We start from the raw sequence: 20965 nt of genomic DNA, 5'->3' as shown, positions 1-20965 counted from the left end.
CTCATGACTTCAGCGTCCTTTCGATGGATTTGAGGGCGCCAGCGGCGCGGATAATGTCGCGCGGGCGCGTGGCGCTGCGCAGGATTGTGGCGCGCTCGGTAAAGCCTGCGCCTTCGTAGCCGCGCCTTATAAGAGCCGCGTCGATGGCTGCGGCACGCGCTTCGGGCTGTACGTCGCGCACGCCCAGTGCATCGCCGATGCGCTTGCCCATCAGCGCCGCATAGGGATCGGCAAGCAGGTTGAACCGCTTGACCCGCGCCACCAGCGCCGCGCCATTTCGGGCCAGTTGCCGCTTCCCGCGCGCCATCGCCTCTGCCTCGGCCACCGGCGGGCCGAAGCGGCGGAAGGCGCGCCAGCCGATCACCAGCGCGGCGAGCAGCAGGCACAGGGTTGCGGCGAGGAACGGCGGAGTAAAGGCGAGAGTGAGGAGGTTCTCGCTAGTGCCAAGCCCGGCAAGCGTCAGATCGAAGATCACCGGCATTGCCTCATCGCCTTCCATCATCGTCTCGACCAGCGAAAGCGCGAGGCGGGCGCGATCTTCGTCCGCCATGCCGTAATTGTTCATCAGATCGGGCTCAAACACTACCAGCGTCGGCCAGGGTTCGTAATCGTAATCGCTGCCCGCCCAGGCGGCATTGACCTCGGCGGCGAGCACGTCGCCTTCGCTGTCGAGCACCAGCGGATACATTTCCAGATCGGGCTGATCGGCCAGCGCCTGCACCCGCGCGGGATCGGGCAAAGGCCCGCTAATGCCGAGCCCGTTCCATCCCTTGGTCGCACCGATTGCCAGCCCGCCACCCTCGGCAAATTCCAGTCCGTTGAACCAGAACGGCGAATTGACATCCGTCAGGTAGACCCAACCGTCCTCGGCCTCCGACTCTTCCTGCAACTGGGGCGGCACCGGCATGGCTACCCATTTCGGCAGTACCACCAATGTCGGTCCGTAGCCGTTGGTGCGCCGATCCTCGATGATCGTGGTCAGTTCTTCCGGATCGCCGAACAGTGGCGGGGTGAGCACGAGCAGGCCGTAATCGTCATGGCTGCCCCGGCTGCGCGACAGTTCGACCGAGTAACCGCTGTCCTCCACCAGCCGGGCGAGCGCGGCAAAGCCGTTGAGGCTGGTCGATCCGGCATGTTCACCGCCATTGCGTTCCTCGTCACCGGTCCAGCCCTGGCCGATGGCATAGAGCATCAGCAGGAACGCCAGCGCGCCTACCGCCAGCACTGCCAGCACCATGCCGGGTCGGAACGGATTGCCTGCTTTGCTCATAACGCGCGGCTCATGCTGCCAGCGCCCGGTTGCCCAGCGATTTCTGCGCCAGGGCAAATTCCGCATAGGCATCGCGCGCCGCCTGCCAGTCCTCGCGCGACAGGTGGGTAAGCGCGAACAGGCTGCGCTCCACTCGAACGGCGATCACCGCAAACGCGGAACGCGCGGCTTCGGGAAGGCGTGGTTCGGCGGACAACTCGCGCGCAGTGCTGGACGGTTCGACCAGATCGGGGCGCGCTTGGGCGATCTGCCCGACCGAGCGCTTGAGGAGCAAGTGGGTCGCCTCGTCATATTCGCCCGCAGCGGCCAGCCGATCCGCTTCCTCCAGCAAGGCGAGTGCCTCCTGCTGATCGGGCACCCAGTCATCGGGATGCGCCACCTTGCTGTGCTTGCGGGTAAGGAAATCAGGCCCGAAAATGCGCAGCAGCGCATAGCCGAGCAGCGCCACGCCGAGCGCGATCAGCACCCATTGCAGCACCGGCCAGGCTGCCACCAGCGCATTGCCCACCGGGGCGAACAGGTCGGAAAGCCATTCCATGAAGTTCTGCAACCAGTCGGGCGGGGGCGGCTGGTCGGGCTGGGCGACTTCGCCATACTGGATCGCCTCGTCGGCACGGATGTCCCGCCACGCCTGCGCGAAAGTTTCGCCCTGCGCCGGCAGCGCATTATTCCCCTTGCCCGTGGTCACAGGCATTAGGTGGCATGGCGCAAGTTACGAAGCAATGACTTGCGGGGAGAGAACAGCGCGATTTTACGCGCTCAGGCGAGATCGCGCCCCAGGCAGAGACTGAAATCGTCGCTGACATAGTCGCCAAACGGCGGGCATTCACAAAATCCGTGGCCCGCATAAAGCCGCTGCGCCGGTTCGAACACCGGATGCCGACCGGTTTCGAGGCCAATCCATCGGTATCCCCGCGCCCGCGCCTCGGCCAGCAAGTAGCCCACCATTGCTTTGCCCGCCCCCTTGCCACGCCATGCATCGGCCGCGCGCATCGATTTGATCTCGCCACGCTTGGCATCGATTTCCCGCAAGGCGCCTATGGCCGCCAGTTCGCCATCGACGCGGACGGTGAAGAAGGTGACGTGCGCATCGGCCAGCCGCGCGGCGGGCAGGGCGTGGACCTTGCAGGCGGGCGAGCAGCGGTGCATTTCCTCCAGGTGCCGGTCTAGCAGGGTGAGGACGTCCACGCTGGTCGGCGCCTCCGCCGCAATGACGAACTCCGGCTCACCCACGCTCCTATCCCCTGGGCCGCGCCAGCGGATATGTGCCGAACATCGACACGCCCTTGCAGTGGAACGCCAGTTCTTCCAGCGCCCGGTCCACCGCCGGATCGCCGGGCGCGCCGATGATATCGGCATAGAACATGGTCGCGGCAAAGCTGGCTCCCCGCTGGTAGCTTTCCAGCTTGGTCATGTTGACGCCGTTGGTCGCGAACCCGCCCATCGCCTTGAACAGCGCGGCGGGGATGTTCTTCACTTCGAACACGAAGGTCGTCATCGCCTGTTGGCCATCGAGGCTGGCGGGATCAAGGGGCTCGCGCGCGAGCACAACGAAGCGGGTGGTGTTGTCGGCGCTGTCTTCGACATTTTCCTCGACGATCTGGAGGCCGTATAGATCGGCGGCAAGCTTTGGCGCGATGGCCGCCATCCTGGGATCGCCCAGTTCCGCCACATGCGCCGCCGCACCCGCTGTATCGGCGTGGCTGAGCGGCACCATGCCCCGCTCGCGCAGGTAATGGCGGCTCTGGCTGAGTGCGTGCGGGTGGCTGAAGGCAGCCTTGAAAGGACCCGCCGTATCCAGCGCCATCAGTGCATGATGGATGGCGAGGAAATGTTCGCCCACAATGTAGAGCCCGCTCTCGGGCAGCAGGAAGTGGATATCGGCCACGCGGCCCGCCTGCGAATTCTCGATCGGGATCATCGCGCAGGCGGCATCTCCCCTTTTCACCGCGTCAATCGCGTCGGCGAAGCTGAAGCACGGCAGAGGCAGCGCTTCAGGGTCCCATTCCAGCAAAGCGCGGTGCGAATTCGCGCCGGGAGCGCCCTGGAAAGCGATGGCGCGCGCGGGGTCGAGCGCAGCGGCGGCGCGCATTTTTTCGACCAGAGCGAGCGCGGGGGCGGGGAAGCTGTCCATAGGGGGCCAGCGCCTAGCTGGGGACAGGCGGGCGGACAAGCGGCAACAGGGCCAGCAGCAGCCCAAAGGCCTCTTGCGCGCAAGCCCCGCCACCCCTAGAGCGCGACGCAGATTCACCCCGCAGTTCAACTACGCAGCAGAACGCCAGAACCATGAACGATCGCATGAACACCATTTTCGGCTGGGTCCTTGCCAGCTGCGGCATCGCATTGGGCGGAGCCATCGTGGCGGACACCTATTTCGGCGGCGGTAACGCAGAGATCGAAGAGGGTGGCGCGTTCGGCTATGTGATCGATGCCCCGGAAGAGGGAGCGGCTGCCGATGCCGGTCCTTCGCTCGCCACGCTGCTCGCCAGCGGTTCTGCCGAAGCGGGCGAAGCGGTGTTCGCAAAGTGCAGCGCCTGTCACACGATCACGCAGGGCGGGGCGAACGGCATTGGCCCGAATCTTTACGGAGTAATGGGTACGGCGATTGGTGCTCATGCAGCAGGTTACGATTATTCCAGCGCCTTGGCTGGCAAGGGCGGCAACTGGGATTTCGAGAACATGTCCGCCTGGCTCGCCAGCCCGCGCGCCTTTGCCGACGGCACCAAGATGAGCTTCGCTGGTCTGGGCAGTGCGGAAGATCGCGCCAACGTCATCCTGTACATGCTCGCCAACGGCGGTGGCCCGGCCCTGCCGACTCCCGAAGCCGAAGCGCCCACCGAAGATGGTATGGAAGGCGCGGGCGAAGGACCGGGAGAGGTTTCCGGCGAACCCGCCACGGCAGTTGAAGCCGTCGGCGCCATGGGTGACGACCAGCCGGTGGCGGAAAACCCCGGCACCTGACCTTACGCATATTACGAAACAAGAAGCCCCGGTTCGCGCCGGGGTTTTTTGTTGGTGCGCTCAGGCGGCGCTGCGCCCCTTGAAGCCTTGCGCCACCACGTACCATTCGCTCGATCCCTTGCGGCTGGCAGGTGGCTTGGCGTGTTTGACGGTGCGGAAATGCTTCTTGAGCAGGTCGAGCAGGTCCTTGTCGGTTCCCCCGGCAAAGCCCTTGGCGATGAAGGTGCCGCCCTCGGTCATGTTCTCGACGGCAAAGTAGGCCGCGGCTTCCACCAGTCCCATTGTGCGCAGGTGATCGGTCTGCTTGTGGCCGACGGTGTTGGCCGCCATGTCAGACATGATGAGATCGGCAGGGCCGCCCAGCGCCGCTTCCAGCGCAGCGGGCGCGGCATCGCTCATAAAGTCCATCTGCAGGATGGTCACCCCTTCGATCGGCTCGGTTTCGAGCAGGTCGATGCCCACGATCGCCGCGCCCGGCGCGCGCTTGCGCACCACCTGGCTCCACCCGCCGGGAGCGATGCCCAGATCGATTACCCGCTTCGCGCCTTTCACCAGCCCGAACCGGTCATCCAGCTCGATCAGCTTGAACGCCGCCCGGCTGCGCCAGCCTTCGTCCTTGGCGCGCTTGACGTAAGGATCGTTCAATTGCCGTTCGAGCCAGCGCCTCGAACTTTCCTTGCGTTTCTTGCCGCTGGTGAGTCGGCGCTGCGCATCTGGGCCCTGCCGGCTCATCTTGTGTTCCCTGATTTCAGTTGCCGCAGGGCCGCCTGCGCTTCGAAGCCTTCGACATCGGCGGCCATCAGGCTGCGCAGGATGCCTTCGCGAATTCCCCGGTCGGCCACGCCAAGTCGCGGCGCCGGCCAAATCTCGAGAATCGCTTCCAGAATCGCGCAGCCCGCCACCACAAGTTCCGCCCGGTCGCTGCCGATGCAATCGAGCGCGCGCCGCTCGGCGGGAGACATGGCAGAAAGCTGCTGCGAAATCAGCCGCATCCGCTCGCTCGGCACGATCAGCCCGTCCACCTGCTTGCGATCGTATTGCGGCAGGCCGAGATGCACGCTGGCGAGTGTTGTCACCGTGCCGCTGGTGCCGAGCAGCCGCTGGTCGTGCGCCTTGTGGCTTTCGATCCGCGCGGCGAACTCGGCGAAGCTGTCGAGCACCAGCTGCTTCATGTGGGCATAGCGGGCCAGCCGCTCTGTCAGCCCGCCGCTTTCCTTGCCCACCGTTTCGGTAAGCGAGACCACGCCCCATGGCACGCTTTGCCAGTCGAGAATGCGCGGAACCGGGGCACCGGGTTCGATCAGCACCAGCTCGGTCGAGCCACCGCCGATATCGAAGATCACCGCCGGTCCGCGTCCGTCTTCCAGCAGGATGTGGCAGCCCAGTACGGCCAGACGCGCTTCTTCCTGCGCGCTGATGATATCGAGCACGATGCCGGTCTCATCATGTACGCGGCTGATGAAATCGCCACCGTTGCTGGCGCGGCGGCAAGCCTCGGTGGCGACCGAGCGGGCGAGGTGGACATTGCGCTTCCTCAGCTTGTCGGCACAAATCCGCAGCGCGCCCATCGCCCGCTCCATCGCCGCGTCGGATAGCTTCCCCGATTGCGCCAGCCCTTCACCCAGCCGCACGACGCGCGAGAAGGCGTCGATCACGACGAAGTTCTCTTCTGCAGGGCGGGCGATCAGCAGGCGGCAATTGTTGGTGCCGAGGTCGATGGCGGCATAGGCTTGCCGCAGCGAGGTGTGGGGCGGACGCCGCCAGCTCGCATCGTCCCGCGCGCTCCCCGTCCTGCCGCTCTCCTGCTCACTGCCGGGAGCGCGATTTCGACCGGGTGGTGGATTGCCCTGACGGCTCTTGTTGCCGCCGCCTGTGTCCCTGGTCTTCTCGCGTCCATCCGGCGGAGAATGATCCGCCATGATCGTAACTTTCAAATCGCCTGTACCCGCCACCGATGAGCGGAACCTGGTTTCAGGCTATACCAAGCCGCGCAAAGGCACAAGCAGGGGCACAAGGAGGGGTCTCGCCAGCAAGGGGGTGGAGGTCTAGGGCAAAGGGAATGTCCGTTCTTCCGACCATCGCCCTGTTCGCCCGCTATCCCCGCGCCGGAGCGGCAAAGACGCGGCTGGTGCCCTTGCTGGGGGAAGCAGGCGCGGCGCGGGTGCATCGCCGACTGGTGGAGCGGACGCTCGGAGTCGTGCAGGAAAGCGGGCTGCCCTTCGTTGTGTGGACGACTGGGGCGGACCATGGCGAATTCGGCGACTGGCTGGGGAGCGGTGTGCCGTTGGTAGAGCAGGGCGATGGCGATCTCGGCGCGCGGCTGGCGCGGGTTCCGGCTCCGGGGATCGTGCTGGGCGCGGATGTGCCGGACCTGACTCCGGCGTACCTGTTGGCCGCAGCCTCGGCCCTGGAGGCTGCCCCGGTGGTGATCGGTCCGGCAGAGGATGGCGGATACTATCTGCTCGGCTTTCGCACGCACCTGTCGTTCCTGTGGCAGAATATGCCGTGGGGCACTGATGGCGTGCTGGCCGAAACCCTGGCGCGACTGGCCGAGCACGATGTCGCCTATCGCCTGCTGGAACCGCTCGCAGATTGTGACCGCCCCGAAGACCTGGATCGCTGGCCCGAGCTGTTGCCGTGAGCAGCGTCACTATCGTAATCCCGATGCTAAACGAGGAGCACGCCTTGCCCGCGCTGATCGCCCATGTGGCAAGGCTCGATCCGCCGCCACGGGAAGTGCTGGCGGTCGACGGCGGCAGTGCGGATGCCTCGGTGGCACTGGCGCAAGGTGCGGGCTGGCGTGTGGTGTGCACGGCGGTGGGGCGCGGGCGGCAGATCAATGCGGGGGTCGAAGCGGCGCGGGGCGAGTTCGTCGTGGTGCTCCACGCCGATACCGTTCCGCCCGCCGATATGGTGGCGCTGGTGCAGGCCACGCTGGCCGATCCGGCCATTTCGCTCGCAGGTTTCACCCCAATCATTCGCGGTCCGGTCAAGACCCGCTGGGGCACTACGCTGCACAACTGGGCCAAGACCTGGTACGCCCCGCTGCTGTTCCGTCCGGACCTGTTCGTCAAAGGTGCCCGGCTGCTGTTCGGCGATCACGCGATGTTCTTCCGCCGCGCCCAGTTCCTCGAATGTGGCGGTTGCGATCCGGCTGCCAAGGTGATGGAGGAAGCCGACCTGTGCATTCGCCTGACCCGCTTTGGCCGGGTGAAACTGCTTCGCCGCACGGTTGAAACGTCAGACCGCCGGATCGCCGAATGGGGCGCTCTGAAGGCGAACTGGATCTATCTCAAGGTCGGACTACTATGGGCTCTGGGAGCGAGGGAACGGCTTGAGCGGTTCTATCCGGACGTGCGTTAGGGAGATACCCGCGCGCGATTCCGTAGGCGATCAGCCGGTCGAGCCATGCCGCGTCAGTTGATGGGCAAGCGAGGCCGGTGAGGGCGCGGAACTGGCTGTCATCAAAGCGGGGCGAGCGGGTGAAGTAGGCGCCGAAGGTCGCGAGCATCCGCTCCGCCAGCATCCGCTCGGCGGGGCGCAGCGCGGCGAGATCGTAGTCCGCCGGAGCCACCACGCGCGGCGCTGGAAAATGCGCCACCCGCGCCACCCCTTCGGCCAACGCTGCGGCGGGAAGCGGGCGATCAGCGACGAGGTGGAAATAGCCACCCTGCGCCGCATCCATCGCCTCCGCCAGCGCGACGATCCCAGTTGCGACATGGTCGATCGGCACGAGATCGAGCGTTGCCTCAGACGAAACCGGAAACTGCGTCACCTTGCCGCGCGCCATCAGCCGGAAGACATTGCACAGCGAGGGAAAGTCGCGGATCGCGCCGCTGCCGCTCTCGCCCAGCACGATCGAAGGCCGCGCCACCGCGAAAGGCACGCCGCTCATGGCCACCACGGCTTCCCCCGCTGCCTTGCTTGCTTCGTAGCGGTTGGTGAACACCGTCCCGCCCGGCACCGGTGCTTCGGCAATCGTGCCCTGCCGGTCGCCGCAGACATAAGCGGTGCTGACATGCAGAAACCGTGCCCCAGCCGCCCTTGCATAGTCCAGCGCATTGCGCGTGCCCTCGACATTCACGGCGGTGAGTTCGGCTTCCGGCGCGTCGAATTCGAGATGCGCGGCGCAGTGGATCACCACGTCGCACGGCTGCGGCACAAGGCCGAGCAGCGGCAGGGTGACATCGCCTACAATTACCTTGATGCCCGGCACCAGAGCACCGTCATTCCCGCGCACCTCGCGCGTCCGCCGCACCAATGCGGTCACGCCATGCCCCCGTGCCGCGAGCCGCGCGCAGACTTCGCCGCCGATCAGTCCGGCAGCTCCTGTAACCAGAATTCTCAGCAACAGGGTGCCTCGCTCTTGCCCGGATTGGCATCCGATTGCCCGAAGGGGACGGCAGTGCCGCAGCCGGGAAACACCCCGTAATGCCGTGCAAAGTCACCGATGAATTCAAAATGCGGGGCGAACCGCGTTTCCGCCAGCATCAGCCAGGAATTGCCGCAAACGGGAAACACCCGTCCCTTCTCGATCGCATGATGCGCGTCGAGGTGAAACATGGTGGCGTGTTCGGGAACGGTGCCGAGGTAACGCACCGCTTGCCCGTAGTCCTCGCACTGCGGCTCCAGCCCCGCCAGCTTGAACAGACGGTAGGTCGCTGAGACGAAAGAAAACCCTGCCAGTTTGGCGGCAATCGCGGCATCGTTGATCGCCAGCGGCCGGTCGGTCACGAGGCGCGGATCGGCAAACCCGGCGTCCTTCGCCAGCCGGTCGAAATCGCCCCAGTAGAGCGCACCCGACAGGCATTCGCCGTGCAGCACCGGATCGGCAAGCAGCTCGGCAGGCACCCGGCGATCGGCATAAACGTCCGAAAAATACAGCTCCCCGCCCGGCTTCAGCAGCCGATGGGCGGCGCGGAACACCGCCAGCTTGTCCGCCACCAGATTGATGACGCAGTTGGACACGATGACATCGAAACTATCCGGCTCCAGCCCCAGTTCGTCCAGCTTCTCGATATCGCCTTCGACGAACTCGACATTGGCATAGCCGAACCGCCCGGCGTGCCAGCCCATGTGTTCGCGCGCCACGGCGAGCTGTTCGGGAGTGGCATCCACCCCGGTGACGCTGCCCTCCGGCCCCACCAGTTGCGCCAGCAGGTAGGCATCCTGCCCGCTGCCCGATCCCAGATCGAGCACCCGGCACCCCGTCAACGCCTGCGGCACCACCAGCCCGCAGCCGTAATAGCGCGCCTTCACGTCCGGATGGACGTTGGCCAGCGCCGCCAGAATGTCCGGCGCAGGCATGGCAAGCGTACAGCAGGCATCGGTGCGAAGGTCGGCCGAGCGGGAGAGAACCTTGCCGTAATAATCCTGCGAATTCTGGAGATTCATGAAACTGTGGGTCCTCGATGAGCGAAAGGGGGCATGGACAGGAGCCTGTTCGTCCCCCACGCTAGCCAAGTTACTTCCCGGAGGCACATGGAATATTCGCACGATGTGATTGTGATCGGCGGCGGCGCGGCGGGGCTGACGGCGGCAGGCGGCTGCGGACTGTTCGGCCTCAAGACCGCACTGATCGAAGGCCACAAGATGGGCGGCGAATGCCTCAACAACGGCTGCGTGCCGAGCAAGGCACTGATCGCCAGCGCCCGCCGCGCCGCCGAAGCGCGTGAGGAAAAGCGCGCAGGTGTTCAACTGGCCACGCCGGTGGTCGACTGGGCGGGGGTCCACGCGCATGTCCACGGGGCGATTGCCGCGATCGCGCCGCACGATTCGGAAGAAACCTTCGAAGGCATGGGCTGCGAGGTGATCCGCGACTGGGCGCGGCTGACGGGGCCGCATTCGGTGGAGGTCGGCGGGCGGACTTTGACGGCACCCCGCATCGTCATTGCCACCGGCTCCGGGCCGATGGTGCCGCCGGTTCCGGGGCTGTCCGAGGTGCCCTATCTCACCAACGAAAACCTGTTCGACCTGACCGAGCAGCCCGAACACCTGGTGATTATCGGCGGCGGCGTGATCGGCATGGAAATGGCGCAGAGCTTCCGGCGGCTTGGCTCTGCGGTGACGGTGATCGAGCCGGGCGAGATCATGGCGCGCGATGACCGCGATTCGGTGGCGCTGGTGGTGGCGACGATGGAAGCCGAAGGTGTGCGCTTCGTGCGCGGCAAGGCGGAAAAGGTGGAGCGTGCGGGTGAGGGAGTGGTCGTCAGCACCGATAGCGGGGAGCAGGTCACCGGTTCGCACCTGCTGGTTGCTGTGGGACGCAAGGCGCGCGTGGCGGGTTACGGGCTGGAGGAACTGGGCATTGCCTTGGGCCAGAACGGTATCCAGGTGGACGCCCGCCGTCGCACCAGCCTCAAACATATTTACGCCATCGGCGATTGCCGCGAGGGGCCGCGCCTCACCCAAGTTTCGGGCTACGAGGGTTCAAACGTGGTGATGGAAGTGGCGCTCGGCCTGCCTGCCAAGGCGGATTTTCGGGCGCTGCCGTGGTGCACCTATACCGAGCCCGAAGTGGCGCAGATCGGCCTGACCGAAAGCGAGGCGCGGGAGAAGCATGGCGACGGACTGACTGTCATCACCGAGCATTTCGACCACAACGACCGCGCGATTGCCGAGGGTCGCCCTGAGGGGCATCTCAAGGTCATGCTCAAGGGCCGCAAGGTGGTCGGCGCCAGCATTTGCGGGGTCAATGCGGGCGAACTGCTGCTGCCGTTCACGCAGTTGATTACGGGCAAGGACGGGACTTTCAACATGGGCGGGGCGGTGATTGCCTATCCCACCCGTGCCGAGATCGTGAAGGCGGCAGCGTTCAAGGCGTGGGAGCCGCTGGTGTTCGGCAAATGGGCCAAGCGCTGGGTCGCGCTGCTGGCGAAACTGCGGCGCACGTTCTGATGGCGACGCGTTCTGTCAGCAGCAATGCGCCTGCTGGCGCTTCGCCCTTCGCGGTCGAGGCAGCGCCGTTGCCGCGCGGCAAGTTCGTCGATCCGCTGGTGACGGCGGACGGTTCGCCGCGCGCCTCGGTGGCGCTGGAACGGCTCGATACGCTGTGGTTCGCCACCGGCACCCTGTGCAATCTCGCCTGCGCCAACTGCTACATCGAAAGCAGTCCGACCAACGATGCGCTGGCCTATCTGGCGGCGGCGGATGTGGCGCGGTTCCTTGACGAGATCGCAGATCGGGGCGGGCGCGAGATCGGGTTCACCGGCGGCGAGCCGTTCATGAACCCCGAAATCATCGTGATGGTCGAGGATGCGCTGGCGCGCGGGCATGAAGTGCTGGTGCTGTCCAATGCAATGAAGCCGATGCGGCGGCATGAGGCTGAACTGCTGCGATTGCGCGAGAAGTATGGTGCACGGCTGACGATCCGCGTCTCGATCGATCACCATACGCAGCTTGTGCATGAGGCGGAGCGCGGTGCCAATTCGTGGGTACCGATGCTCGATGGCCTGCGCTGGCTTTCCGCCAACGGCTTCTCCCTTGCCGCTGCCGGAAGGCGCATGGCGGGGGAGAGTGAGTCCCAAGCCCGCAAGGCCTATGGCGCGCTGTTCGGGCGCGAAGACATAGCTATCGATGCGGAGGATCCGGCCCGGTTGGTGCTGTTCCCGGAAATGGACGCCCAAGCCGACGTTCCCGAAATTACCGAGGCGTGCTGGGGAATACTGGGCAAGTCGCCCTCTGACATCATGTGCGCGAAAAGCCGCATGGTCGTCCACCGCAAGGGCGAGCCCGCCCCGCGCGTGGTCGCCTGCACCCTGCTGCCCTACGATCCGCAATTCGATCTGGGCGCGAGCGTGGCCGAGGCGGATCGCCCGGTGCCGCTGAACCACCCCCACTGCGCGCGCTTCTGCGTGCTCGGCGGGGCGAGCTGTTCAGCCTGACAGCACTTTTCCTGCATCCTTTTGCCGGGCGCCTGCGTATATCCGGCATGATGACCCGCAAAACCGCCGCTGCTCTCGCCTTCGCCAGCCTGCTCGCCCTGCCCGCCAGCGCCCCGGCGCAGCGCAGCATCGACGGGCGTTACCTCGATCAGGGCGGTTATGTCGAAATCACCGTCGCCCCCTGCGGCAACATGCGCTGCGGCACGATTACCCGCATCGTCCGCAACAAGCCGGGGGAAACCAACCGCGATAGGCACAACGACGATCCGGAGCTGCGGAGCCGCCCGATCACCGGAATCCGGGTGTTGCAGAACCTGCGCTGGAGCGACGATGCCTGGCGCGGGCAGGTGTACAATCCGGAGGACGGCGGCACCTACCGCGCGGTGGTGCGCCCCGGCCGCAACGGCGCGCTGGAAGTGCAGGGCTGCGTCACACTGATCTGCCGCACGGTGACATGGAGCGCCGTCAGCTAGGCGAACCCCGCCCAGCGTCCCTGCCGGTCGACACGGATCGCGGGATGTCCGCTGCCCTCGGGCGGCTGCCACATGAAGCCGGGCGTGTCATCGTGCTCCCATGCGTGGTCCGCCATCGGCGTGCCGTCGAGGTGCGCCCATGTGCCGCCTTCGGGAAACTGCTCCATCGCCGCGCCATAGTCCCGGCGCCGCGCCGATAGCTCCGCCACGTAATCCTCCAGCGCCACGTCGCGGCTTTCCCAGTCGACCGGGATCGATTGGCAGTAGGCATTGTTGTTGCCCCCCTGCGTGCGCCCGAACTCGTCCCCGGCGGTGAGCATGATCGTTCCGGTGGAGACGAACAGCGTGCCGAGCATTGCCCGCATGGTGGCACCGCGCGCTTCGATGATCGCGGGATCGTCGGTCGGCCCTTCTGTGCCGTGGTTGTTGCTATGGTTAGCCGAATGCCCGTCGCGATTGTCCTCACCGTTGGCCTCGTTGTGGCGCTGTTCGTACATGACGCTGTCGGCCAGGGTGAAGCCATCGTGTGCGGCGAGGAAGTTGACGCTGCGGCAGTCCTTGCCGAACAGGTCTTCCGATCCGGCCATCCGGTGCGCCAGTGCGCCGTGGCCAGCATCGCCCCTATTCCCTTTGGCATTCCAGTACTGGCGCACATCGTCGCGGTAGCGGTCGTTCCATTCGAGCCAGTTCGCCGGGAATTCCCCCAACTGGTAGCCCCCCGGCCCGATATCCCACGGCTCGGCAATCAGCACCCGGTCGTGCAGCCACTCGTCCTCGGCCATGGCGGCGAAGATCGGGGCTTCGGGATCGAAGCCGGGGGAACGCGCCATGATCGGCGCAAGATCGAAGCGGAACCCGTCGATCCCGCAGCGGGCGACGAAGTGGCGCATGGTGTCGAGCGCCAGTTCGCGGATCCATTCCTGCCCGAAATCCACCGTGTTGCCGCAGCCCGAATCGTTGAGCAGCGTGCCGTCCTCGGCGCGGGCATAGGCGCTGTCGTCCAGCCCGCGCAGGCAGATCACGTTGCCGCCTGCGTCGCCTTCGCCGGTGTGGTTGAACACGAGGTCGAGCAGCACGCCGATCCCCGCATCGTGCAGCGCTTCCACCGTCTTGCGCAGTTCGCGCACGCCGCCGGGGCACAGGCCCGGATCGAGCGCCATCGGCGCAACCGGGTTGTAGCCCCATTCGTTGGCGAGGCCGAGGGGGCCGAGATGCGGTTCGTCCATCCACGCGATCACGGGCATCAGTTCCACCGCACTGACGCCGATCTTCTGCAAGTGCGCGATCACGGAAGGATGCGCCAGCGCCGCAATCGTGCCGCGCTCCTCTTCCGGCACATCGGGATGCAGCAGCGTGAAGCCGCGCACGTTGAGTTCGTAAACCAGCCCCGCCCGGTCGAACACCGGCGCGGCCTTGGGAAAGCCCTCGTATTCGCGCATCACGATTGCGCGCGGCACCAGATGCGCGGTATCCGCGCCGCGCTCGGTCAGCGCCTTGTCGGCCTTGAAGCGGCGATCGAGCTGGGTAGCGTGCGGATCGACCAGCAGCTTCGCCTCATCGAACCACAGGCCTTTGTCGGGATTCCATTCGCCCCCTGCGCGGTAGCCATAGGCGCATCCGGTCAGGTCCTCGGGCAGTTCGACCACCCAGTGTTCGCCGCCGTCGTCGCGCGCCATCGGCACGCGCTGTTCGCCGCCCGCGTCGTCGAAAAGGCACAGGGTCACATTTTCCGCCCGGGGAGAGCGGACCCGGAAGCGGGTGGTGCCATCGGCAATGATGGCGCCCATCTCTGAGCTCATGTGATGACGTCCGGCGCGGCGCGCCCGGTCCGCGCGGCAATGCCCGCAATGCCTTCGGCAGCGGCAACCAGGGGTTGCAGCATTTCGGTAGTATCTCCGTCGATGAACCCGTCCGCCGGCTCGTAGCGTTCGAGATAGAGGCGGATCGTGGCCCCTTGCGTGCCCGTGCCCGAAAGGCGCAGGACCAGCCGCGATCCCCCTGCAAACGCCACGCGCAGTCCCTGGTTCCGGCAGATCGAGCCATCGACCGGATCGGTATAGGCGAAACTGTCCGCGCTGCTCACGGTCAATTCGCCCCATTGCGTCCCCGGCAGGGTGGCAAGCTGATCGCCCACCCGCGCCATCACCGCTTCGGCCTGCGCGCTATCGACGGCTTCGTAATCGTGCCGCGCGTAGTAATTACGCCCAAACCGCGCCCAGTGTTCGCGGGCGACCTGGTCCACGCTCTTGCCCGTTACGGCAAGGATGTTGAGCCAGAGCAGCACTGCCCAAAGCCCGTCCTTTTCGCGCACGTGATCGCTGCCGGTGCCCGCGCTTTCCTCGCCGCAGATCGTCGCCATTCCGGCATCGAGCAGGTTGCCGAAGAACTTCCACCCGGTCGGCGTTTCGAAAGCGGGAATGCCGAGCGCCTCGGCCACCCGGTCCGCCGCCGCGCTGGTGGGCATCGATCGGGCGATGCCCTTAAGCCCCTGCCCGTAGCCGGGAGCGAGGTGCGCATTGGCCGCCAGCATCGCCAGCGAATCCGATGGGGTGATGAAGCGCCCCTTGCCGATCACGAGATTGCGATCCCCGTCCCCGTCCGAAGCCGCGCCGAAGGCCGGGGCGAACTCGTGGTCCATCATCAGGTCGTAGAGAACCCTTGCGTGAACCAGATTGGGATCGGGGTGATGGCCACCGAAATCCTCCAGCGGAGTGCCGTTGCGGACCGTTCCGGGAGCGAAGCCGAGGCGCTTTTCGAGGATTTCGTGCGCGTAAGGGCCGGTGACGGCGTGCATCGCGTCGAAAGCCATCGTCAGGCCATCCGCGACCGCTGCGCGGATGGCGGGGAAATCGAACAGCTCCTCCATCAGCACGGCATAGTCGGCGACCGGATCGATCACTTCGACAGTCAGATCGCCCACCTGCGTGGTGCCGATGGTATCGAGATTGACCTCCGGCGCGTCGACATCCATCCAGCGGTCGATGGTGAGAGTCCGCGCATAAATCGCATCGGTCACGCCCTCGGTCGCGGGGCCGCCGTTGGCGACATTGTACTTGATGCCGAAATCCTCGTCCGGCCCGCCGGGATTGTGGCTGGCGGAAAGCACCAACCCGCCGCTCGCGCCGTACTTGCGGATCACGTGGCTCGCCGCCGGGGTGGAAAGTATGCCGCCTTGCCCGACCAGCACCCGCGCGTAGCCGTTGGCCGCTGCCATGCGGATCGCCTGCTGGATGACCGTGCGGTTGTGATAGCGACCATCGCCGCCGATCACCAATGTCGCGTTCGCGGGCCGCTCAACCACATCGAACACCGACTGGATGAAATTCTCGGCATAATTGGCTTGCGCGAAATGCCGCACCTTCTTGCGCAGGCCCGAAGTACCGGGCTTCTGGTCGGTGAACGGCGTGGTCTGGTGCGTGCGGATCATGCGGGGTCTTCCGTCAGTTCGCGGTAAAGATCGGCATAGGCGCGGCCGCTGGCGGCCCACGAGAAATCGGCCTTCATGCCGTTTTGCTGCAAGCGCCGCCATTGCTTCGGCTGGCGATAGAGCGTCACCGCCCGGTCAATGGCAGAGCGGAGGGCATGGTAATGCACCCCATCAAATTGAATGCCAGTAGCGACCCCGGCAGCCAGTGCGGCAGGATTGGCGTCGATCACCGTATCCGCCAGCCCGCCGGTGCGCGCCACCACCGGCACACAGCCATAGGCCAAGCCGTACATCTGGGTCAGCCCGCAAGGCTCGAACCTACTGGGGACGAGGATCGCGTCTGCACCGGCCTGCAAGCGGTGCGAAAGCCCTTCGTCATAGCCTATCCGAATGCCAATCTTGCCCGGATGGCGGGCCATTGCCTTGTGCAATTCGCCCTCGATGGCCTTGTCGCCCGAACCGAGCAGCGCCAGCCTTCCGCCGACGCCCACCAGATGGTCGAGCACTTCGCCCAGCACGTCCATGCCCTTCTGCCAGGTCAGGCGGCTGACCACCGTGAACAGCGGCCCGTCGCCCTTCTCCAGCCCGAATTCCCTTTCCACGTCGCGCTTGTTGGTAAGGCGCTTGCCGAGCTTGTGGTGCGAATAGGTGGCGGCAATGTCGGGATCGTGCGCCGGGTTCCACACCGCCGGATCGATGCCGTTGAGGATGCCGCGCACCCGGTCCCCGCGCGTGGTCACCAGCCCCTCCAATCCCATGCCGAATTCGGGCTGGCGGATCTCGGCGGCATAGCTGGGGCTGACGGTAGTGATCACGCTCGCGGCCTGCATCCCGGCCTTGAGGAACCCGACCCCGCCGTAGCTTTCCACCCCGTCCATTGACCATGCCGACTGGGGCAGACCGAGGCGCGGGAATATCTTGGCATCGTAATAGCCCTGGAAAGCCATGTTGTGGATCGTCATCACCGCCGGGAGGTGCGGCGTGTCGCTGGCATGGCGCAGGTAGGCGAGCGCCATCCCCGCCTGCCAGTCGTGCGCATGGAGCAGATCGAAGCTGCGGCCTTTCACCATTCCCGAAGCCAGGTCGCCGGCGGCACGACCGAAGGCGGCGAAGCGGTGCCAGTTGTCGGGCCAGTCCTTGCCGCTTGCATCGCCGTAGGGTCCGCCTTCACGCGCGAAGAAGGCCGGGGCATCGAGCACCAGCAGCTTGTGATCGCCGATCTTGCCGGCCAGCAGCCGCGCAGGCTTGCCGAGCAGCGACTCCCACTTATGCACGCTGCGCGCCTTGCCCAGCGCGGCCATGACCGCCGGATAGCCCGGCAGCAGGGTGGTCATTTCCACCCCGTGCGGCGCGACGGCGGCGGGCAGCGCGCCCGCCACGTCGGCAAGCCCGCCGGTCTTGACGAGCGGTACCGCTTCGGAGGCGACCGACAATACCCGGATCATGAGATTCAGCTCTCCAGCCGGTCGATCATTGCCTTGGTAATCAGGCAGACGCCCTTTTCGCTGCGGCGGAAGCGCTGTTCGTCCAGCACCGGGTCTTCGCCGACCACCAGCCCTTCAGGAATGCGCACGCCCGAATCGAGGATCACCTTGGTCAGGCGCGCCCCGCGCCCGATGTTGCAATAGGGTAGGATCACAGCTTCATCGACGCTGGAGAAGCTGCCCATCTTCACGCCCGTAAACAGCAGGCTTTTCTTCGCCAGTGCGCCCGAAACGATGCAGTCCTGGCTGATCAGCGAGGAAATCGCGTGGCCGCGCCGCCCGTCCTCGTCGTGGACGAATTTGGCCGGGGCGGCGACGATCTGGTCGGTCCAGATCGGCCAGTCACGATCGTAGAGGTTCAGCTTGGGCACCACGTCGGTCAGATCAAGGTTGGCTTCGAAATAGGCATCCACCGTGCCGACATCGCGCCAGTATTCCTCGATCTCGTCCGCCGCACGAATGCAGCTGGCGGTAAAGCGGTGCGCCTGCGCCTTGCCGTGCTTGACGATGTAGGGGATGATATCGCCGCCGAAATCGCGCTTCGAAGCGGGATCGGCGGCATCGCGGCGCAGCTGGTCGAACAGGAACTGCGTCTCGAACACGTAGATGCCCATGCTGGCGAGGGCCATGTGTTCCTGCCCCGGAATGCCGGGGGGATCCTTGGGCTTTTCGATGAAATCGGTAATCGCGTCCTTCGCATCGACATGCATCACCCCGAAGCCCGTGGCTTCCATGCGCGGCACCACGAGGCAGCCGACGGTTACGTCCGCGCCGCTTTCGACGTGCTGGCGCAGCATCAGTTCGTAATCCATCTTGTACACGTGATCGCCCGCGAGGATGACCATGTACTTGGGCGCGTGGGCCTGGATGATGTCGATGTTCTGGTACACCGCATCGGCGGTGCCTTCGTACCACTGGCTTTCGGACACGCGCTGGCTCGCGGGGAGGATGTCGAAGCTTTCGTTCCGCTCGGGCCGCATGAAGTTCCACGCGCGCTGCATGTGGCGGATCAGGCTGTGCGCCTTGTACTGCGTCGCCACCCCGATGCGGCGGATGCCGGAATTGATCGCGTTCGACAGCGCGAAATCGACGATGCGGGAGACACCGCCGAAATAGACCGCCGGCTTGGCCCGCCGGTCGGTCAGTTCGAGCAGGCGGCTGCCGCGCCCCCCGGCCAGCACATAGGCCATGGCATCACGCGCCAGCGGTTGCGAATACTTCTCTCTCATCGGCCTCTCCTGCCCCAAGTTTGTTTTTCTAACCCCGGTATTCCAGCATGATTGTGGCAAGTGGCGGTAGCGTGACAGTGGTCCACCCTCCGCTCACTTGCACCGCGCCCATATTCCCCTGCCCGCTGCCGCCATAATGCATCGCATCGGTGTTGAGCACTTCGGCCCATTCGCCGTCATGCGGCAGGTTGAGGCCGTAGCAGCCGTGCGTCATCGGCGTCATATTACTCAGCACCGCCACCGGCGGCTGGCCGGGGCACTTGCGCAGCCAGGCGAAGACCGAGGCATCGGCATCGTCCGCCACCAGCCATTCGAACCCTTCGCCCTCGCAATCGCGCGCGTGGAGTGCGGGCTTCTCGCGATACAAAAGGTTGAGATCGCGCACCAGCGCCTGCACCCCCTTGTGCGCGGGCGCATCGAGCAGGTCCCAATCGAGCGCGCGAGCCTCGCTCCATTCGCGGCGCTGGGCGAATTCCTGCCCCATGAACAGCAACTTCTTGCCCGGATAGCCCCACATCAGCCCGTAATAGGCGCGTAAGCTGGCGAATTTCTGCCAGTCGTCGCCGCTCATCTTGGTGAGCAGGCTGCCTTTGCCGTGGACCACTTCGTCATGGCTCAGCGGCAGGACGAAATTCTCGCTGAAGGCATAGACGAGGCCGAAGGTGATCTCGTCATGGTGGTGCTTCCGGTGCACCGGATCGCGGGCCATATATTGCAGCGTGTCGTGCATGAAGCCCATGTTCCACTTGAACCCGAAGCCCAGGCTGGTGCGCGGGCCTTCGTCCCAGGCGGGCTGCGAGACGCCGGGCCAGCTGGTCGATTCTTCGGCGATCGTGAGGATGCCGGGATGGCTGGCGTGGACCGCGCGGTTCATCGCGCGCAGGAAATCGACCGCTTCCCAGTTCTCCCGCCCGCCCTCGGCATTGGGGATCCATTCCCCGGCCTCGCGCGAGTAATCGCGGTAGAGCATCGAGGCGACCGCATCGACCCGCAGCCCGTCGACATGATACTGCTCGGCCCAGAACAGCGCGTTGTTGACAAGAAAACTTGCCACCTCGCGCCGCCCGAAATTGTAGATCGCGGTGTTCCAGTCGGGGTGGAAGCCGAGCTTCGGATCGGCGTGTTCGTAGAGCGCGGTGCCGTCGAAATTGGCCAGCCCGTGATCGTCGGTGGGGAAATGCGCGGGCACCCAGTCGAGCAGCACCCCGATGCCCGCGCGGTGCGCGCCATCGACAAACCGCGCGAACCCGTCCGGCCCGCCGAACCGCGCGGTGGGCGCGTAAAGCCCGGTGGTCTGGTAGCCCCAGCTCGGATCGTAGGGATGCTCGCTCACCGGCATGAACTCGATATGGGTGAAGCCCATTTCGGCCACATAGGGGATCAGCCGCTCGGCCATCGCATCCCAGCTCAGGAACCAGTCGTGCTCATCCCGTTGCCACGATCCGGGGTGGACCTCGTAGATCGAGATCGCCTGCCGCCGCGGATCGACGGCGGACCAGTGCGCGCGGTGCGCCGCGTCACCCCAATCGGGCTTGGCCGGGCGCGCGGTGATCGAGGCGGTCTTGGGCCGCAACTCGCTGGCGAAGGCGAAGGGATCGGCCTTCAATGGCTGCTCGACCCCGTCCGGGCCGATGATGCGGTACTTGTAGGCGCGGCCTTCGCCCAGATCGGGGAGGAAAATCTCCCACACCCCGATGCCCAGCCGGCCGCGCATCGGGTGCCGTGCGCCGTCCCAGTCGTTGAAATCGCCGACTACGCTGACGGCCTGCGCATTGGGCGCCCAGACCGCGAAATGCACGCCGCCGCAGCCTTCGTGGGTAATCAGGTGCGCGCCGAACTTGTCGAACAGCCGCAGGTGCGTGCCCTCGGCGATCAGGAAATCGTCGAGCGGGCCGAGCACCGGGCCAAAGCTGTAGGGATCGGTCACCCACCATTCCGCCCCGCCGCCCTGGCAGCGATACTTCACCGGTTTGGGTTTGCCGCGCAGCTTGCCTTCGAACAGCCCGCGGAGATCGACGCGAGCGAGCTTGCCCAGCTTTGCGCCGTTCAGCGAGTAGGCCTCTGCCGTCTCCGCACCGGGCAGGATCGCGCGGACGAAAGTGCCTTCCGGCCCGTCATGCGGCCCCAGCAGCGCGAAGGGATCGGCGTGGCGACCTGCGAAGAGGGCATCAATGGCGGATGGTGGCGGCTGCACGCATTCTCCCGTTCGCGGGACCTTGGCGGCCCCTGATGGCCTTG

Annotated in this window: 19 protein-coding genes; 6 read left to right on the top strand and 13 right to left on the bottom strand. The window is 65.8% G+C overall.

Features of this window, described 5'->3' with window-relative positions; translation table 11 throughout:
* Position 1: 1 nt before the first annotated feature.
* The 4 genes from JY451_05550 to JY451_05535 form a co-directional block, all read right to left on the bottom strand.
* A complete protein-coding gene (locus tag JY451_05550; protein QZH76033.1) occupies positions 2-1270 on the bottom strand; it encodes a DUF4350 domain-containing protein in 1269 nt (422 codons plus the stop codon).
* Positions 1271-1280: 10 nt separating this feature from the next.
* Positions 1281-1931 carry a hypothetical protein gene (locus JY451_05545; protein ID QZH76580.1) on the bottom strand — a complete coding sequence of 217 codons (651 nt, stop codon included), beginning with the start codon at positions 1929-1931 and terminating at the stop codon, positions 1281-1283.
* A gap of 98 nt (positions 1932-2029) precedes the next feature.
* A complete protein-coding gene (locus JY451_05540; GenBank protein QZH76579.1) occupies positions 2030-2419 on the bottom strand; it encodes a GNAT family N-acetyltransferase in 390 nt (129 codons plus the stop codon).
* Positions 2420-2507: 88 nt separating this feature from the next.
* Complete coding sequence (locus tag JY451_05535) at positions 2508-3404, bottom strand: prephenate dehydratase (GenBank protein QZH76032.1); 897 nt, start codon at positions 3402-3404, stop codon at positions 2508-2510.
* Between the two features lie 152 nt (positions 3405-3556).
* Between JY451_05535 and JY451_05530 the strand changes: the two genes are divergently transcribed.
* Entirely contained in the window at positions 3557-4231 is a 675-nt protein-coding gene (locus JY451_05530) for a cytochrome c family protein (GenBank protein QZH76031.1), read from the top strand.
* Between the two features lie 60 nt (positions 4232-4291).
* Here the strand turns inward: JY451_05530 and JY451_05525 are convergent, their stop codons facing one another.
* Both JY451_05525 and JY451_05520 read right to left on the bottom strand, forming a co-directional pair.
* Positions 4292-4963, bottom strand: coding sequence for an RlmE family RNA methyltransferase (locus JY451_05525; protein ID QZH76030.1), 672 nt, complete (start codon positions 4961-4963; stop codon positions 4292-4294).
* Positions 4960-6150, bottom strand: coding sequence for a Ppx/GppA family phosphatase (locus JY451_05520; GenBank protein ID QZH76029.1), 1191 nt, complete (start codon positions 6148-6150; stop codon positions 4960-4962). Before JY451_05520 ends, JY451_05525 begins: the two co-directional genes overlap by 4 nt.
* Positions 6151-6290: 140 nt before the next feature.
* On the opposite strand from JY451_05520, the gene JY451_05515 reads away from it, so the two are divergent.
* A complete protein-coding gene (locus JY451_05515) occupies positions 6291-6872 on the top strand; it encodes a TIGR04282 family arsenosugar biosynthesis glycosyltransferase (protein QZH76028.1) in 582 nt (193 codons plus the stop codon).
* Between the two features lie 23 nt (positions 6873-6895).
* Positions 6896-7594, top strand: coding sequence for a glycosyltransferase (locus tag JY451_05510; GenBank protein ID QZH76578.1), 699 nt, complete (start codon positions 6896-6898; stop codon positions 7592-7594).
* Here the strand turns inward: JY451_05510 and JY451_05505 are convergent.
* Together JY451_05505 and JY451_05500 are read right to left on the bottom strand one after the other, a co-directional pair.
* Positions 7524-8582 (bottom strand): SDR family oxidoreductase, encoded by a 1059-nt coding sequence (locus JY451_05505; GenBank protein ID QZH76027.1) that lies wholly within the window; start codon positions 8580-8582, stop codon positions 7524-7526. The genes JY451_05510 and JY451_05505 overlap by 71 nt on opposite strands.
* The gene (locus JY451_05500; GenBank protein QZH76026.1) at positions 8576-9625 is read right to left on the bottom strand and encodes a methyltransferase domain-containing protein; all 1050 of its coding nucleotides are present in this window, start codon (positions 9623-9625) and stop codon (positions 8576-8578) included. The genes JY451_05505 and JY451_05500 overlap by 7 nt, the downstream gene beginning before the upstream one ends.
* Positions 9626-9712: 87 nt before the next feature.
* Here JY451_05500 and JY451_05495 point away from each other — a divergent pair, with 87 nt between their 5' ends.
* Genes JY451_05495 through JY451_05485 form a run of 3 tightly spaced genes read left to right on the top strand, consistent with a single transcriptional unit; the run spans position 9713 to position 12587 of the window.
* A complete protein-coding gene (locus JY451_05495; GenBank protein ID QZH76025.1) occupies positions 9713-11128 on the top strand; it encodes an FAD-dependent oxidoreductase in 1416 nt (471 codons plus the stop codon).
* Positions 11128-12114 carry a radical SAM protein gene (locus JY451_05490; GenBank protein ID QZH76024.1) on the top strand — a complete coding sequence of 329 codons (987 nt, stop codon included), beginning with the start codon at positions 11128-11130 and terminating at the stop codon, positions 12112-12114. The genes JY451_05495 and JY451_05490 overlap by 1 nt, the downstream gene beginning before the upstream one ends.
* 47 nt (positions 12115-12161) lie before the next feature.
* Entirely contained in the window at positions 12162-12587 is a 426-nt protein-coding gene (locus tag JY451_05485) for a DUF2147 domain-containing protein (GenBank protein ID QZH76023.1), read from the top strand.
* On the opposite strand, the gene glgX is transcribed toward JY451_05485, so the two are convergent.
* Genes glgX through glgB form a run of 5 tightly spaced genes read right to left on the bottom strand, consistent with a single transcriptional unit; the run spans position 12584 to position 20921 of the window.
* On the bottom strand, positions 12584-14386 hold the full coding sequence (gene glgX / locus JY451_05480) for a glycogen debranching protein GlgX (protein QZH76022.1): 1803 nt from the start codon (positions 14384-14386) through the stop codon (positions 12584-12586). The two genes, JY451_05485 and glgX, sit on opposite strands and share 4 nt — an antisense overlap.
* Positions 14383-16014, bottom strand: a complete 1632-nt coding sequence (locus JY451_05475) for an alpha-D-glucose phosphate-specific phosphoglucomutase (GenBank protein QZH76021.1) — start codon at positions 16012-16014, stop codon at positions 14383-14385. The genes glgX and JY451_05475 overlap by 4 nt, the downstream gene beginning before the upstream one ends.
* Positions 16011-17459, bottom strand: coding sequence for a glycogen synthase GlgA (glgA, locus tag JY451_05470; GenBank protein ID QZH76020.1), 1449 nt, complete (start codon positions 17457-17459; stop codon positions 16011-16013). The genes JY451_05475 and glgA overlap by 4 nt, the downstream gene beginning before the upstream one ends.
* A gap of 5 nt (positions 17460-17464) precedes the next feature.
* The gene (glgC, locus tag JY451_05465) at positions 17465-18727 is read right to left on the bottom strand and encodes a glucose-1-phosphate adenylyltransferase (protein QZH76019.1); all 1263 of its coding nucleotides are present in this window, start codon (positions 18725-18727) and stop codon (positions 17465-17467) included.
* Between the two features lie 28 nt (positions 18728-18755).
* Positions 18756-20921, bottom strand: a complete 2166-nt coding sequence (glgB, locus tag JY451_05460; protein ID QZH76018.1) for a 1,4-alpha-glucan branching protein GlgB — start codon at positions 20919-20921, stop codon at positions 18756-18758.
* Between the last annotated feature and the right edge of the window lie 44 nt (positions 20922-20965).

Origin of the sequence: Erythrobacter sp. (assembly GCA_019739335.1) — a bacterium.
Classification (GTDB): domain Bacteria; phylum Pseudomonadota; class Alphaproteobacteria; order Sphingomonadales; family Sphingomonadaceae; genus Alteraurantiacibacter.
The sequence above is the reverse complement of the archived record's forward strand: the minus strand, read 5'-3'. Positions and strand labels throughout refer to the sequence as shown.